The following is a 16,058-nucleotide window of genomic DNA, read 5'->3' as shown; positions in this document are numbered from 1 at the left end:
CCGCAAGAGCGCGCCGATGCCGTCGAACGCGTCGGTAACGCGACTTCCGGACGGAAAATCGTCCGGGACGACGATGTCACCGCCTTGCCCGGTCACGAGATCGCCGAACGTCTGCAGCTTGTGGCCCTCGAGCGCCGTCGAGAGCGATCGAGCGTCGCTCCTGAGACTTCAGTCGCCGCGGTAGCCACGCGGTTCGTCGTCGACCGGCGGATGCTCGTCCCTCCCGAACGGCGTGTCGCTCGGTGCCCACGACCCCAGTGGGGGTACGTCGATCGATTCGCTTCCGAGGATCGCGAACCCGGCGAAGATCGTCAGGAAGCCGACGACGGCAAGCGGTGCGATCCGCTCGTCCAGCAGCGCCCATCCGCCGACGGTCGAGACGACCGGGACGACGTAGAAGACGAGGTTCGACCGGATCGCGCCGGCCGAATCGAGGAGCGCGAAGTAGGCGATGTACGCGAGCACCCCGGCGAAGAGACTGACGTAGGCAAGCGCCAGAACCGCGTTGGGAGTCCAGACGATCGACGACGCCGACTCGCCGGCAGCCAGCGAACAGCCGTGGACGAGCGCCGCGGCGAGTGGCAGACCCCAGGTGATCCGGACCGTACTCGAGAGCGTCGCGTTCGCCCGGCGGATCAGAACGGCACCGAGCGCGGCGCTTACCGCGCCGGCAAACAGGATCGCCTTGCCGAGAACGGCACCGGAAAGCAAGTTTGCGGGGTCGGGGCTGACCACGAGTCCGACGCCGACGAGGCCGAGGCCGATCCCGACCGCGCCGCGGGCCGAGAGGCGCTCGTCCGACAGGAGCACGGCGGCGAACATCGGCGTCAGGATCGGGTTGAGACTGAAGACGATCGCCCCGACCGCGCTGGTGGCGTACTGCTGGCCGACGAACAGGAACGCGTTCGCCAGTCCGATCACGAGTCCGCCGGTTGCGACGATCCCCACGAGGTCACCCCGTGTCGTCGGAACCAGTTCCGCCCGGGACGACGTGAGGGCTGCGTAGCCCAGCATGACCGCGGCCGCGACGTCGAACCGCAGCGCGACGAACAAAAGCGGCGGGAAGTACTCGAGTCCGCCCTTCGCCGCGACGAACGTCCCGCCGAACAGGAGACTCGAGAGCAGAAAGAGCCCGAGGACGCGACGGTCGCTCCTCGTCACGCTCTCACCTCGCGGACTTCCGATGAGCGTGCCGACCGGAGCACGAACGGCACACGTGTAGTCGCTGTCATAGAAGCAGGTACGAGCGCGAAGGGGATAGGTTCGTTCAGAAAATCTTTCACGAGGGGAAACCCGCGTGATAGCTCGGCGAACACACACAGTGTGCAATCCTTTCACGGGACGAAAGCGGTTTAGCACGCGGGCGACGATGGCGGGTATGGAATCGGCGCTCGAGGAGATCGAGTTCCTCGCCCTCTCGCCCAATCGGGTCGAGGTGCTGGCGTTGCTCTCGGCGGGTCGGTACACTCGACGCGAACTGGCCGAGGCGACCGGGGCCTCGCAGGCAACGCTCGGACGGATTCTCGACGATTTCGACGACCGTTCGTGGGTCACCCGCGATGGCAGCGAGTACACCGCGACGGCGACGGGACGGCTCGTCTCGGCAGGAGTCACCGATCTGCGGGACATCCTCGAGACGGAACGAAAGCTCCGCGGAATCGTCGAGTACCTGCCGACCGAGACGCTGACGTTCGATCTCCGCCGCCTCTCCGAGGCGACGATCACCGTTCCCAGCCGGACGCGCCCGAGCGCGCCGCTCCAGCGGCTCCTCGAGTTGCTCGAGGACGCCGAGGACGTTCGGGCACTCTCACACGCGTTCAACGAGCAGACGCTCACGGTCGTACAGGAACAGACGACGACGGGCGAGCAGACGTTCACGGGTGTCTTCTCGCGAGCCGCGATCGAAGCGCTCACCGACGATCCGGACCTGCGTCGTCGGCTCACGAGCCTCCTCGAAGCCGACGACACGGCGGTCAGGACTCGGGACGACGTGCCCCTCGCGGTGATGCTCATCGACGACCTCGTTTACCTGCTCGTGCGGGACGACCACGGCGTCTTGCGGGCGTCCATCGACGTCGACGACGCCGCCGTCCGCTCGTGGGCGCGGGACACCATCGAGGAGTACTGGGCGGCTGCGGAGCCACTCGAAGCACACAGACTCGAGCGCGAGTGAGCGCCGCCCGGTGTGAACCGCGGGAAGGACGGCTCTCGATCGGTCCCGTTCGGATGGCCGGCCGGCTGAATCGATCGGAACGGCGGGATTATTTTCCGTATCGGACAGTACCGATAACCGCTGTTCGGGTTTTCATCCGGCGTATATCGAGGAGAACGAACGACATGTGTTTCGGCGAAAATAGTTATCTGCCCGTCAGCAAAACGTCCCGTAACGTATGACGACACAGTCCGTGCCCGTCAGCGATCGGGAGGTGGTCGAATGGATCTCGAGTCCGTAGTGCCCGGGCGGATCCGCCGCCGGTACAGCGCGAAAATCGCCGCGGCGCTCGGTTGTATCGTCGTCGTGACGCTCGCGTTCGGCGTTCTCTTCAGTGTTCACATCGTCACCGGTCCCGCCGACGAAACCGCGTCACGCGCGATCGCCGCCGTCACGGGACTGCTGGTCGTATTTTTCATGAATCTCGGGCTCTTCGGGATCGTCATCGGCGGTAACGCCGCCCTGTCGTTGCACCAGCTCGGGGGCAAGACCGAACGGATCGGCGACGGCGAGTTCGACGTCGACCTCGAGACCGACCGGATCGACGAGATCGGTCGCCTGTACGGCTCCGTCGCCGAGATGCGCGATTCTCTTGAGGAGACGCTCGCGGAACTCGAGACCGAACGGGAACGGGCCCAGCAGGCAAAGCAGGAGGCCGAACAGCGGGCCGAACAGCTCGAGGAAGAGCGGACGCGCCTCGAAGAGACCCGGCAGCGGGTCGAGCAGCAAAACGAGCGGCTGGTCGCGGAAGCCGAACGCTTCTCCGAGGTGATGGACGCGTGTGCCGACGGCGATCTCAGCCAGCGCCTCGAACCGCAGCTCGACAACGAGGCGACCGAAGCGATCGCCGACTCGTTCAACGAGATGCTCGACAGGATCGGCGACCTCGTCGCCGAGGTCCAGACGTCGGCCGAAACCGTCGAAGGCGTCGCGACCGACCTCCAGCGCTCGAGTCAGGAGATCCGGGCCGCGAGTCAGGAGGTCGCCGAATCGGTTCAGGAGATCGCCGACGGCGCGCGCGAGCAGACAACCGAACTCGACGCCGCGGCCAGCGAGGTCAGCGACCTGTCGGCAGCCACCGAGGAGGTCGCCGCGACAACCGCCGAAATCGCCGAGCAGTCCGAAGCGGTCGCCACGCTCGCCGACGAGGGACGGGCGGCCGCGGCCGACGCCGCCGATGGGATCGACGCAGTCGTCGAGAACACCGAAACGGTCGTCGATTCCGTCGAAGCACTGAACCGCGAGACCGAACAGATCGAGGAGATCATCACCCTGATCGACGACATCGCCGACCAGACTAACCTGCTCGCGCTCAACGCATCGATCGAGGCCGCGACGGCGGGGGAGGACGGTGACGGCTTCGCCGTCGTCGCCAACGAGATCAAGTCCCTCGCCGAGGAGACGATGGACGCGGTCGACGAGATCGAAGGCACCCTCGAGTCGATCCGGAGTCGGACGAAGACGACTGCGGACGACATCTCGGCCGTCGACGAGGGGGTTCGACAGGCCGCGACGATCGTCGACGATCTGGAGTCCCGACAGGGGACGATCGCCACCGAGATCGAACGGGTCGACGAAAGCATTCAGGAGATCGCCGCGACGACGGACGAGCAGGCCGACTCCGCCCAGCAGCTGGCGACGATCGTCGACAGCGTCACGACCGTCTCGAACGACACCGCCACGACGGCCCAGCAGGCCGCTGCTGCTTCGGAAGAGACGACCTCGACGATCGAGACCGTCTCGACGACGGCGACCGATCTCGAGGATGACGCACGGAACCTTCGCTCCTTGCTCGGCGCGTTCACGATCGACGGCCGGTCGACGATCGCCTCCCCGGCGAGTGGTGACTGCCCATGATCGACATCGCATCCCTGCTGGCGGGTTCGGGGGCGGTGCTCGGAGCCGTTGCGCTCCTGTTTCTCGCAGGGTCGACGCGGTTACCACCTGCCTGTCGTCGGTACGGCTACGCTGCCGTCGTCGCCGCCGGTGCCATGGCGATTACGTATCTGGCGATGGCGGCCGGCGAACTGTCGGGGCTCGAGACGGACCGGATTCGGTTTCTCGGCTACGGGGTCATGTGGACGGTGATCTGTTTCGTCGCCGGGGCGATCGCCGGCGCGGATCGACGGCTGACGCTGACACTGGTCGGCGTCGTCCAGACTCGGCTCTGGTCGACCCACTTCGGTCTGGAACTCGGCGGGATACTCGGTCAGGTGCTGTCGCTTGTCGCCCTCGCCGCGCTGTTTGCGGGGATCTACCTGCTGTTTCGCCCGTTCATGCGCGCGGTCGAATCCGTCAGTGCCGAGCGACTGCTCCTCTATAGCAAACTCAGGAACCTGATCGTCCTCGCGTGGGCCGGTCTGGTCGCGATCGGGGTCCTCAGCGGCGTCGGCATCGACGACGACTTCGTCGGCTCGCTTTCGATGATCTACATCGAGGTCATCCTGCTTGTCGGGTTCGGCGGCATTCTCCTTCGCAGCGTCGACGCACTCGAGGATACCGCCGCGACGAGTCCGCTGATCCCGTTCTCTTTCGGGCCGATCGGTACGGCTTCCGATTCGACTCCGGAGACGGACGCGGGCGTCGACGCCGACTGAGGGGGCGTTCGGGCGAGTCGTCCGAGTGGCTCACTCGCGTACCCGCCCGTGTTCGTCGATTTCGCCACGGACGATCCGCGTCGAGGAGATCCGCTCGCCGTCGTCCGCGAGGACGTACGGGGCGACGATCCCCGTCAGCGGTTCGAGGCCCCGCTCCCGTCGGGTCCGGTTGATCGACTCGAGTTCGTCGGCGGTCTCGGGCGAGACGACCAGCGCGTCGATCGTTCGGTCGTCCGTGACGATCCCGTGTGGGTCGTCCAGTTCCTCGTAGTCGATCCTTCGATCCCACTCGTCGATCGACTCGAGGGTCCGTTCGACGGCCTGTCGGCGCTCCTCGACGGATGGTACCGGCCGCGGTTCGGATCGCGTTTCGACGGCGAGTTCGTCGCTGGTCAGTCCGACGAGGACGCCGTCGTCGCCCAACCGGAGGGCGTGTTCGAACAGCGACCGGTGGCCGTCGTGAAGCGGTCCGAACGTGCCGGCGACTGCGACGCGCATACGGGTTCCCGTCGAGGTCGAACCACAAGAAAACCGCCGTCAGTGCCGTCTCACGGTGATGTTCCGGATGATTGAGGGATGGAAGATTTATGTTGTATGGTGCCGTATGTCATAGTACAGCGGAGGAGCGCCACGCGGAGTCACCGAACGACTCGGTTCGAACGTCCCGAACGACTGACCGAGTGACGGGGTAAAAACCGAAATCCCGGTCAAACAGGATCGAGGTGAACGCCCCCGAGGAGTTCGACGTGGCCGGCAACTCGAACACGAGAGTGCTCGAGTAGAAGGCTCAGTCGCGAACCCCGCGGTGAAGGGTTTGCGACGGCACGAGCCGACGGCCGCGAGGACGAACTCCCGTTCGGCTCCAAACCGTGGCGCTTCTCCGTCGGATTTTTCGTCGAGAAACCCGCCGAGTCGGCTACTTCTCGTCGACCTCGAGGACCTTGCCGGCGGCGACGGTCTGGCCCATGTCGCGGATGGCGAAACTACCGAGTTCGGGGATCTCGTCCGAGGGCTCGATGCTGAGCGGTTTCTGCGGGCGGATCGTCACGACGGCGGCATCGCCCGACTGGATGAAGTCGGGGTCCTCCTCGTCGACCTCGCCGCTCGAGGGGTCCATCTTCCTGTCGATCGACTCGAAGGTTCCGGCGACCTGTGCGGTATGGGCGTGGAAGACGGGCGTGTAGCCGGGGGTGATGACCGAGGGGTGTTGCATGACGACGATCTGGGCCTGAAACGTCTCGGCGACCTTCGGTGGATCGTCCGCGGGGCCACAGACGTCGCCGCGGCGGATGTCGTCCTTCCCGATACCGCGGACGTTGAACCCGACGTTGTCCCCCGGCTCCGCGAGGTCGATTTCCTCGTGGTGCATCTCGATGGTCTTGACTTCGCCGCCGACGTCCGACGGCTGGAAGGAGACAGAATCGCCCGTCCGCAACTGTCCGGTCTCGATGCGGCCGACCGGAACGGTCCCGATTCCCGAGATCGTGTAGACGTCCTGAATCGGCAACCGGAGCGGGGCGTCGGTCGGCGGCTCCGGTTCCGGCAGGTCGTTCAGGGCCTCGAGCAGGACGCGGCCGTCGTACCACGGCGTCTCCTCGGAGCGGTCGGCGATATTGTCGCCCTCGAACGCCGAGATCGGGATGAACGAGGCATCCTCGGTCCGGAACTGGACTTGCGTAAACAACTGCCTGACCTCCTCGACGACCGCGCGGAAGCGAGCCTCCTCGTAGTCGACGAGGTCCATCTTGTTGACCGCGACGACCATCTCGTCGATACCCAGCGTCCGGGCCAGGAAGACGTGTTCCTGTGTCTGGGGCGCGACGCCGTCGTCGGCCGCGACGACGAGGACGGCGTTGTCGGCCTGTGATGCGCCCGTAATCATGTTCTTGACGAAGTCGCGGTGGCCCGGACAGTCGACGATCGTAAAGTAGTACTCGTCGGTGTCGAACTCCTGGTGGGCGATGTCGATCGTCAACCCGCGCTCGCGCTCCTCGGCGAGGTTGTCCATGACGTAGGCGAACTCGAAGCCGCCCTTGCCCTTCTCCTCGGCTTCTTTCCGGTGCTGTTCGATGATGTGTTCGGGAACGCTGCCAGTCTCGAACAGGAGCCGACCCACCAGCGTACTCTTCCCGTGATCGACGTGGCCGATGATGGCCAGGTTCTGGTGGGGTTTGTCGGTCATTGCCCTCCGTGTGAAGCTACGGCTCCCACCGGAGTAAATGTTTGTCACATAATCACACGGGTAGATGGGATCGGCGTCACGAACGGGACGACTCGCTGTGGCTTTACTCGAGCGCCGCTTCGGAACCTCGGGATCGACCCCCAAGTCGCCGTCTATGGGTTCGATCCGGTTGACGACACGGAGCGCAACGCTGACGCTCACGACGGCCAGTCCGATCCCAGCGACCACGTCGATCAGCCAGTGGATTCCGAGGTACATTGTCGAAACGAGAACGTTGAACGTGACGACCGAGGCGATCCAGGTCCAGAGCGGATACTCCCTGCGGGTTCGCCAGGCGAAAAGCACCACTGTCATCGTCAACGAAGCGTGTAACGACGGGAAAACGTTCGCGCTCGAGTTGACCGCACCGGTAAGGGACGCGACCTGCGGGTACAGTTCGTACATCGGCGCGCCGACGTGATCGATCGCCTTTCGCGGTCCGTACGCGATAAAGAGGACGTAACAGACCGCACCGACGCCGTAGTTGATCGAGTACGCGACGAACAACTCCGTGAGATATCGCCGTGTCGGAAGGACGAAATACGCGACGACCGGGAAAACGAGCAGGAACACGAAGCCGAACAGGTAGATCCCGGTGAAATACCCGGTGAGTACGTCGGGGATGACCGCCTGCAGGTCGGCGACGACGTCGCCCTCGAGGGCATAGAGGCTCCCCGTAATGTTCAGCCCGAGCAACGCGGAGAACCGCTGTCCGACCGTATGCGAACTCCGGTTGAACAGGTATATCCCCGCCAGTACCACGACGTAGGGGCTGATACTGGCGGTGCGGCGAACGATATCGTCGCCACTGAGTCGGAACAGTTCGACGCCACAGCAGACGCTCGCCAGCCCGAGTATTACACCCACGACGATCGCCTGAAGGAACAATACGTTGATCGACATCGGCATATCACTGCTCGAGTCGCCCGCAGGTGAGCTGTCCTTCTCCGCTTCGACACAGCAGGTCACCGAGAGAAAAAACGCCACTGCCTGCGTTTGCGCCCACATCTATACGGAGTCAGTCCGACCGACACGTCGGAACGGCTGGTAGTAGACTGACGATGACAGACGCGTCAGCCCCAACTAAGCTGGCGATTTTATGCAGCTGATAGGACGAGCAACGAGTATGGAGGGCTCGATCGTCATTCCGACCCTCAACGAAGCTGATTGTATCGCCGACTGTCTCGACAGCGTGACCCGCAACCTCGAGCGACTCGACGACGTCGATCTCGAGGTCGTCATCGTCGATTCACACAGTACCGACGACACGGTCGGGATCGTTCGCTCACACCCCATCGATTGTCGAATCGTAGACGCCGAAAACGGGATCCTCACCGCTCGTCACGCTGGTATCGAAGCGGCGGACGGCGAGATCATCGTCTCGCTGGACGCCGATACGGTGTACGGCGACCGCTACCTCTCGGCTCTCCTTACCCCGTTTCGGGAGCGCTCCGACGTCGCGTTGACCTACGGTCCCTGTTACGGCGAGTATCCGCACCACATCGACGCGGTACTTCGTCTCGGCCTGCAGTACGGGCTTCCGTTCGCGGGGCTGGACTGGGTGTCCGGCGCGAACCGGGCGTTCGTGAGATCGGCATACTACGCGGTCGGCGGCTACGACCGTTCGATCGACTCCCGGTCCGTGTTCCGCGTGATGGCCGAGGAACAGGTCGCGTTTCCGTTGCGACTGCGTTCCGAGGGCGAGATCGTCTTCGTCGACGCGGCGACGGCCAGACAGAGCGCACGGACGCTCGAGCAACTGTTCCTCCTCGGGAGGAAAAACGGCGGTCAGGAGTGGTCGATCCTCCATCACTACCGATTTCTCGAACGGCTCAAGAACGTCGCTCGAAAGCTTGCGGACCCCCGACTGTCAGTCGTCGGCGCTTCGGGGTCGACTGCCGCTGCGCGACATCGCGTCGCCGACGGTCCCGGCAGTTCGCCGGACGAGACGGCCGAGCGCTCGCCGTCGGCGGACGAACAGAACGGTCCCGAGAGCGATGTAGATCGCGCTGTACACGAGTAGCAACTGGGTGCTCGAGACGGGGATCGAGACGACCTCGCGGATGATGAGGAACTCGAGACAGACCTGTGAGATGAACAGTACGAGCAGCGTGAGTGCCTCCTTGACGGATATCTCGAATCTGATCAGGAGTGCGATGGCGAAAAACGACTGGGCGGCGGTCAACCAGATTTCGGCACTCTGCTTCGGATCGAACGGCAACGTTCCATACCGCCCGAGCGCGAGGGAGTAGACGACGACGAGCGTCCCGATGAGCAGGGTCCACTGGTTGAGTTTCGACGAAATGAGCGCGTTGAACCCCGCGGTCGACCGCGCCTTGTTGACGAGATATGCGACGACGATCAGCTCCGGCGCTTCGGACGCCAGCGGCGCGATCCACTGGATCATGAAAAACGACGGAATGCCGACCTGCTGGCCGAGGTGCTCGAGACCGTGGGCGAACGGCTCGACTGCGGTAAAGATCATCGCGCCGGAGTAGGCAAACAGGAGGACGACGGAACCGATCCGGAGCGGTTTCCGGAGCGTCTGCAAGTACGCCGGAACGCCGACGTGATCCATATCCGGTTCGACGTCGCCGCGAAGAATAACGGCGATATAGAGGGCGTACAACCCGATCAGGAACAGCATGTCGAACCCGTCGATGCCGCCGTTCAACGGGACGGCAAACGCCCACAGCGTCGCGACCAGCAGGAAGACGATCTCGAGACCGATCTCCCGATCGAGGACGACCACGTCAGCGAGAAAGCCGGGGCGTTGCTCGACGGCGGGATCGGTCGCCGAGCCCCGGCGGAAGATCGTAAAGAGGGCGATCCCTGCCCATCCGAGTCCGATGAGAATGCGGTTCGCACCGGTCATGTTCGCGACGGCGAGGTTGCCGGCCTCGAATCCGCGTTCGGTACCGGCGAACTGGCCCGCGTTCCAGGCATAGAGCGCGTCGACGGCGTACTCCGGGGCGACCGCAAGCACTGCCAACACCGCGATCGCGAACGCCTGTGGAACGTCCTTTTCGGCTGTTTCGGCGGCCCACGCGAGAAGGAACGAGGCTCCGAGGACGGCCAGTCCGGTCACGATCACCGTCCCGAGCGTGGACCCGATCTGGAGCAGTGCCGGTGCGCCGGAGCCGAGCCACGGAAGGATCGTCGCCGCTCCCCACACGGCAACCCAGGGCATCGTCAGTGCAACCGCCGCAACCATCGCGGCAAGTGTCCGTCTGTTCATAGCTGTATCTGGTCTCCGCTGAGTGTAGACGGCTCGTCGTCTTGAACTGGCCCCTGACCCGTGCAAGTGACGCGGTCTCCGGCTTGGGAACGTGCCAACACGGTTATAGTACTGCCCCGTTTCGGGGCCACAGTAATCACTGCTGCGTTATTTGACGGTGCTCTATCCACGAGTCGAGCCGACGGTGTGAACCCCTGTCCGGTGGCGACGCTCAGTCGTCACTCGGATCGACCGTCGCCGTCTCAGCCGCCGGTTCAACGGGTGCAGCGTCGAACAATGGGCTTTGCTCTCCGGGAACGAACGTGTTGAGCACCAGCGCCGAGAGCGCGGTCACGATGACGGGTTCGCCGAAAAACCGTCGCGCAGGTGTCGGGAGTTCCGCGAGCGCTTCGGGCGTCGTCGCGACGCCGAGTCCGAGTCCGAGTGCGACCGCCACGATGACCATGTTTCGCCTGTTGAACTCCGTATGCAGGAACAGCAAGCGAACGCCGCTTGCGGCGACCATCCCGACCATCAGGAGGACGGCCCCGCCGAAGACCGCAGTGGGGATGGTCGTTACGACGGCCCCCACCTTGGGACTGAGCCCGAGTATCGCAAGGATTACCCCGCTGATACCGACCACGTGACGGCTCATCACGCCAGTAAATGTCACGATTCCGACGTTCTGCGAGAACGAGGTCACGGGAAACGCCGAGAAGGCGGCCGCGATCGAACTCAACAGGCCGTCGGTGAGCAGTCCGCCACGGAACTCGGATTTCGACGGGTTTCGGCCCTCCGCAGCCGTGATACCCGACATGTCGCCAACCGTTTCCATCGCGGAAACGAGAAAGAGAAACGCGAACATGACGATGGCGATCGGTTCGAACTCGAAACCGAACCGGGTCGGCGAGGGGACGGCGACCCAGGAGGCCGTCCAGACCGAGGCGAAATCGACGAGCCCCAGCCCGATGGCGACGACGTAGCCGACGCCGAGGCCGGCGAGGATACTGAGCAGCCGCGTGACACCGCGCGTAAACAGGTTGAGCACGACGGCGATGCCAAGAACGAGTGCGGCGAGACCGATGTTGTAGAGCGCACCGTAATCGTCGGCCCCGGCACCGCCGGCGGCGTAATCCATTCCGACGGGGATGAGATAGAGGCCGATGATAACCACGACGAGGCCGGTAACCAGCGGCGGGAAGAACGGTTTGATACGGTCGAACTGCCAGCCGATGATTCCCTCAACGGTGACTCCGGTGACGAGTATCGCGCCGAACACCGCCGCCATCCCGAAATCAGCCCCGATCGTCGTCGCCGCTCCTACGAACGTGAAACTCGACCCCATGACGATCGGCAGCCGTGCGCCGACCGGACCGACGGTATACGCCTGCACGATCGTCGCCAGCCCGGAAAACAGGAGGACCGTCTGAACGATATAGGCCGTCTCCGCGGCCCCGAGTCCGACGCCCTCCGCGACGATATACGCCACCGCAGTCGACGGAACGATCATCACCGCAACGTGTTGGATGGCCAGAAGGATCGATTTCGGCAACGGCGGCCTATCGTCGAGCCCGTACTCGAGTTGAATGCTCCCATCGGATTCGGTCGGCATACTATGGCCGCCACGTTGCGAACGAGGCTACAAAAAGTTTCGTAAGTACGCCTATATCGGCCACACTTATGAATAGAAATACTCACAATTGTGTATACATCACCGAACGTTCGACGAACGCCGCTCTGTTAGTGGACCGTCACTTCGCCGTCTTCGACGGTGATGTCGATGAGACTCGTCGGTTCGTACGGCGTGTCGTCGAGCGCGGAGTCGCCGACCTTCCGCATCACGACGACGATATCGACGATCTCGGCCCCGATATCGTCGAGCGCATCGCAGATGGCCGCCAGCGTTCCGCCGGTCGAGAGCATGTCGTCGATGATCACGACGCGATCCCCGGCTTCGACGTCGTTGATGTACATCTCCGACTCCGAATACCCCGTCTGCTGGTGCAACGAAACCTCTCCCTCGAGTCCGTACGCCCGTTTGCGGATCACCACGAGGGGGATGTCGGTCTGAAGCGAGAGCGCGGTCGCGAGATGGATCCCCATCGCCTCCGGGGCGACGATCTTGTCGACATCCAGATCGGCGGTCTGCATGACCTCGATGACGACCTCACGGAGCAGGGCCGGATCAAGCATCGGAACGCCGTTGCTGATCGGGTGGACGAGATACTCGTATCCGTCCTTGTCGATAATCGGTGCATCGTCGAGTGACTCGAGGAGCCGCTCCATGGTCCCGATTCGGGGAATCGGAGTAAAAGGGGTTCGTTCCTCAGGGCGTCCGTTTCATCGGGACTCCGTCCGGCGCTGTTTCGATCGGCATCGGTCACCCCATCGTTTCACACCACCAATAATTACTATTGATCTTATTTAGATTTATATACCATAAAAATGAATCTGTCTCGAAAACATGCGTGTCGATTATCAACACGCCAATATCACTGCCGGGAACGAGTCGACGGTTCTCAGATTTACGGCAGCTGACGGCACGCATGCCTGTATTCTCGTCGATTCCGGTGACGATGTTGATCTCGGATCGTTGCTCGAGGACGACGAGTACCTGAACGCGGTCCTGCTCACTCACTCCCACATCGATCACTACCGATCGCTCGCACGGAACGTCCGACATAGCGCCCCGATCTACACCTCGAAAGCGACCGCGACGATCCTCGAACACGCTCTCCCGGAAGCCGAACAGGACAACGATCTCGGCGACGTCTCCGTCGCGCTCGAGGCCCTCGAACCGATCGACGAGTGGACGTCGATCCTGAACGGTCTCGAGGTCCGCCCGGTTTCAGTCGGACACACGCCCGGCGGATCCGGGTTCGTGATCCGGTTCGACGACGAGAACACGGGCGGTTCGGTGCCGGACGGCGAGCAACACATCCTCGTTACGGGGGATTTCACGACCCGACCGTGTGCCGGCTTTCCGGGGCTGGGGACGTCGTACCCGTTCGACGTCGACTGTCTCCTGTTGAACGTCCCGACGAACGACTCGTATTCGACTGCACTCAACGAATCGCTGCGTACGGTTCTCGAGCGAGCGTATACCGGCTCGCGGGTCGTCGTAGCCGCGAGTTCGCTCACCGGTCTCCACTACGCGACGTTGCTCGGCCGTAGTACGGCAGCACTGGATCTCGACCTCCCGATTCGTCTCGTCGGCCAGGCTGCGAAACTGTATACCGCACTCGACTACGACGTTCCCGGGGTCCAGCCCACGCCGGTCTTCGATCGGCCCGACGCGGTTCTCGAGCGCGGTGGGATCACCATCGCAGGGCCGGAGACCCCGACGACCGGAAGCACCGAGCGACTCCTTCGTGCGATCGCGGACGATCCGGCCGCAGCCTTCGTGCAACTGACTGCGGGGAGCGGCAACAGCGGTTCGGACACGCGCTGTACGACCCACTCGTTCCGACTGTCGAACCACCCCTCGCTCGAGACGATCGACGACGTCGTTCGATCGACCGCCCCGAGAGCCGTCGTCGTCAAACACGCGACCGGAGCGACGCTGAACCGGTTCCAGCGCCGCTTCGATCGCTGTTTCGTCTGGGGAACAAACGACGCGGACGTCCATCGCCTCTACGAGAACGGCACGTGGCAGGCCCCCGGCTGGATTACCGAATCGGCCGCGACGCGGATCCGCCGACGCCGATGGGAAGCCGTCCGCGAACGACCGCTCGGTGGGCCGACGAGGCTTTCGACCGAGCGCCAGCAGTCGATCGACCTCGAAGCGGAAGGCGTCGATCTCGAGGCGCTCGAAGAACCGTTTTCGCGTGACATCTCCGAATCGTACGCTCGGGCCGTCAGCGAACCCGAGAGCGACGGTCAGGACGAGCGCTCGCTCGAGGACGAACTCCTCGCCCGCCTCGAGTCGATCGAGACGAAACTCGACGCGTCCGAGGAGACGGTGACGGCACGCGTGTTGAGCGACGGCCGGGACGGACAGTTCCTCCACCTGCTGGATCCGGCGGCGATCGATGCGGGCGACGTCGTCGAGATAACGATCAAGAGCCGATCGCTCGAGCAGTAGCGCGCTTCATTCGACTGGGGACCGCGAACGACCCGGGGCCTGACGGGATTCTGCGAACTGCCGGGAACAATACCTTGTGTATTGGACACGACAGATTGCGTGATGACGAATGACGCCGACGATCGTGTCTATTACGTGATCAGTGATCTCCACATCGGCGGCGACGAACAACTCGGGACGGTCGATTTCCTCGACGAATTGCTCGACTTTCTCGAGCGACTGGAAACGACCGACGAGGACGCGGAACTAATCATCAACGGGGACGCGTTCGGTCTCTGGGAGTTCACCGATGTCGACGGAATAGAGAAATTCGACGTCCTGCTCGAGCGGTATCCGGTACTGTTCGAACAGTTCCGTGCGACCGGGGAGTCCATCCCGATAACGATGCAACCGGGAAACCACGACCACGAACTCGCCGCCTACGACGAGTACGTCGACCGCCTCGCTGAGTACAACGTCGACCTCGTTCAATCCGAGTCGCTCACCCGGCCGGTCGGCGACCGAACGATCCACGTCGAACACGGCCACCAGCAGGATCCGAACAACCGAATCGAGGACTTCGGCAATCCACCCGCGACGCCGATGGGCTCCTTTTACAACACGCACGTGACGAGCTGGGCCGGCCAGTTGTCGGATCAGGGACGGTACAACTGGTTGAAAGACGTACAGGCAGTCACACTCACCGAGCGTCGATGCGGGACGTCGAAAACAGACTGCTCGTCAACACCGAGACCTGGCTGAAGCGGCTCCACCGCCGGGACGTCGTCGCCGGACGGTTTCCCCCGGTCTTCTATCCGTCCTACCAGCTGTGTATCGTCCGCATCGAAGCCGAACCCGAAGGCGTCGCGGTCGAATTCGAGGAGATCGAGAAACCGAGTCCGACCGCCGAAGATCTCACGCTCACTGAACGGCTGCTCACGCTGGGTCGGGCACCGAATCCCGACTTGCCCGATCGAGCAGTCGTCGAGAAACGGTAGCTAGTCGCCCTCGAGCGCTCGAGCGAGCGATCCAGCCTGCCCTCATTCAGTACCGCTTTCCAGAACATGGGGTGGGAAGTCGGTTGTCGGTCCGCAGCCGATATCTCTCCACATCACGATATATATCGTTGCTGTTTAGATGGGAATCTACTGTCTCCTCATTCAGTACTGGTGTTCGAAACTAAGCTCACTGTGTTCATAAGAGTAGGATTTGATACCTGCTTCTTCACAACGCGAGCTAAGGTCCGCCGGAGGCACATACTCCTCTCCGTCGAATTCCTCCTTGAGGTGCTTACAAAACGCAATAGTGATCTCCCGGTCTTCGTCGTTATCTTCTGCGACCTCGAGAATCACTGCTAGATCTGGATCGGCATAATCTGGCTTGATAACATAGTCGCCCGGAGTAAAGGGGTTCTCAGGATACTCGAGATTCGTGTGTTTGTATGTGTAGAGTTTGATATCTTGGTCGTCACAGTAGGACGCGAGCTTCGCTGGATGGATTTCTCGCCAGTTTCCCGGACCGTCGTTGAGCATATTTGGAAATGCTACGTTCACGGCTTCGCCATCCATTTCTTGCCCGTAAGCGGTCGTGTTTTTCTCCGGTGGCAACACCTCAATGACTACTGCGACCGAAGCATCATCATCTCCTTTCTTCACAGCAGTACAGCACGGAAGCCCACCCCTTTAGGGGTGGGAGGAAGCGCGTAAACTCTATGCCACAGACTACCGATACCAGCATTGCCGACTCCT

General features: G+C 63.1%; 10 protein-coding genes and 4 pseudogenes. 6 read left to right on the top strand and 8 right to left on the bottom strand.

Annotation, left to right across the window (positions count from 1 at the left end):
• Positions 1-168: 168 nt before the first annotated feature.
• Entirely contained in the window at positions 169-1,161 is a 993-nt protein-coding gene (locus TX80_RS04510) for a DMT family transporter (protein ID WP_049921737.1), read from the bottom strand.
• A 217-nt stretch (positions 1,162-1,378) separates the two neighbouring features.
• Between TX80_RS04510 and TX80_RS04505 the strand changes: the two genes are divergently transcribed.
• From TX80_RS04505 to TX80_RS04495, 3 genes are all read left to right on the top strand, one after another.
• Positions 1,379-2,173 carry a helix-turn-helix transcriptional regulator gene (locus tag TX80_RS04505; RefSeq protein ID WP_049921736.1) on the top strand — a complete coding sequence of 265 codons (795 nt, stop codon included), beginning with the start codon at positions 1,379-1,381 and terminating at the stop codon, positions 2,171-2,173.
• 261 nt (positions 2,174-2,434) lie between these two features.
• Positions 2,435-4,069 carry a methyl-accepting chemotaxis protein gene (locus TX80_RS04500; protein WP_049921733.1) on the top strand — a complete coding sequence of 545 codons (1,635 nt, stop codon included), beginning with the start codon at positions 2,435-2,437 and terminating at the stop codon, positions 4,067-4,069.
• Positions 4,066-4,809: a bacteriorhodopsin gene (locus tag TX80_RS04495; RefSeq protein ID WP_049921732.1), complete on the top strand. Its 744-nt coding sequence runs from the start codon at positions 4,066-4,068 to the stop codon at positions 4,807-4,809. The genes TX80_RS04500 and TX80_RS04495 overlap by 4 nt, the downstream gene beginning before the upstream one ends.
• A gap of 30 nt (positions 4,810-4,839) precedes the next feature.
• Here the strand turns inward: TX80_RS04495 and TX80_RS04490 are convergent, their stop codons facing one another.
• The 3 genes and pseudogenes from TX80_RS04490 to TX80_RS19665 form a co-directional block, all read right to left on the bottom strand.
• Complete coding sequence (locus TX80_RS04490; RefSeq protein WP_049921730.1) at positions 4,840-5,307, bottom strand: phosphopantetheine adenylyltransferase; 468 nt, start codon at positions 5,305-5,307, stop codon at positions 4,840-4,842.
• A gap of 418 nt (positions 5,308-5,725) precedes the next feature.
• On the bottom strand, positions 5,726-6,991 hold the full coding sequence (tuf, locus tag TX80_RS19670) for a translation elongation factor EF-1 subunit alpha (RefSeq protein WP_049922203.1): 1,266 nt from the start codon (positions 6,989-6,991) through the stop codon (positions 5,726-5,728).
• A gap of 177 nt (positions 6,992-7,168) precedes the next feature.
• Positions 7,169-7,933, bottom strand: a pseudogene (locus tag TX80_RS19665) (phosphatase PAP2 family protein); the annotation flags it as partial.
• Positions 7,934-8,129: 196 nt separating this feature from the next.
• On the opposite strand from TX80_RS19665, the pseudogene TX80_RS19660 reads away from it, so the two are divergent.
• Positions 8,130-8,486: pseudogene (locus TX80_RS19660) on the top strand (glycosyltransferase family 2 protein); the annotation flags it as partial.
• A gap of 414 nt (positions 8,487-8,900) precedes the next feature.
• On the opposite strand, the gene TX80_RS04480 reads toward TX80_RS19660, so the two are convergent.
• The 3 genes from TX80_RS04480 to hpt form a co-directional block, all read right to left on the bottom strand.
• The gene (locus TX80_RS04480; protein WP_049921729.1) at positions 8,901-10,268 is read right to left on the bottom strand and encodes a sodium:calcium antiporter; all 1,368 of its coding nucleotides are present in this window, start codon (positions 10,266-10,268) and stop codon (positions 8,901-8,903) included.
• 211 nt (positions 10,269-10,479) lie between these two features.
• A complete protein-coding gene (locus TX80_RS04475) occupies positions 10,480-11,859 on the bottom strand; it encodes a uracil-xanthine permease family protein (RefSeq protein WP_049921728.1) in 1,380 nt (459 codons plus the stop codon).
• Between the two features lie 128 nt (positions 11,860-11,987).
• Positions 11,988-12,533, bottom strand: coding sequence for a hypoxanthine/guanine phosphoribosyltransferase (hpt, locus tag TX80_RS04470; protein WP_049921727.1), 546 nt, complete (start codon positions 12,531-12,533; stop codon positions 11,988-11,990).
• Positions 12,534-12,711: 178 nt separating this feature from the next.
• Between hpt and TX80_RS04465 the strand changes: the two genes are divergently transcribed.
• Both TX80_RS04465 and TX80_RS04460 read left to right on the top strand, forming a co-directional pair.
• On the top strand, positions 12,712-14,331 hold the full coding sequence (locus TX80_RS04465) for an MBL fold metallo-hydrolase (RefSeq protein ID WP_049921725.1): 1,620 nt from the start codon (positions 12,712-12,714) through the stop codon (positions 14,329-14,331).
• Positions 14,332-14,433: 102 nt separating this feature from the next.
• A pseudogene (locus TX80_RS04460) lies at positions 14,434-15,308 on the top strand (metallophosphoesterase).
• A 162-nt stretch (positions 15,309-15,470) separates the two neighbouring features.
• Here TX80_RS04460 and TX80_RS04455 read toward each other — a convergent pair.
• Positions 15,471-15,965, bottom strand: a pseudogene (locus TX80_RS04455) (hypothetical protein); the annotation flags it as partial.
• Between the last annotated feature and the right edge of the window lie 93 nt (positions 15,966-16,058).

It is taken from the genome of Halopiger djelfimassiliensis (assembly GCF_000455365.1).
Taxonomy (GTDB): domain Archaea; phylum Halobacteriota; class Halobacteria; order Halobacteriales; family Natrialbaceae; genus Halopiger_B; species Halopiger_B djelfimassiliensis.
Note: the sequence above shows the minus strand (reverse complement) of the source record. Positions and strands in the feature narration are given on the sequence as shown.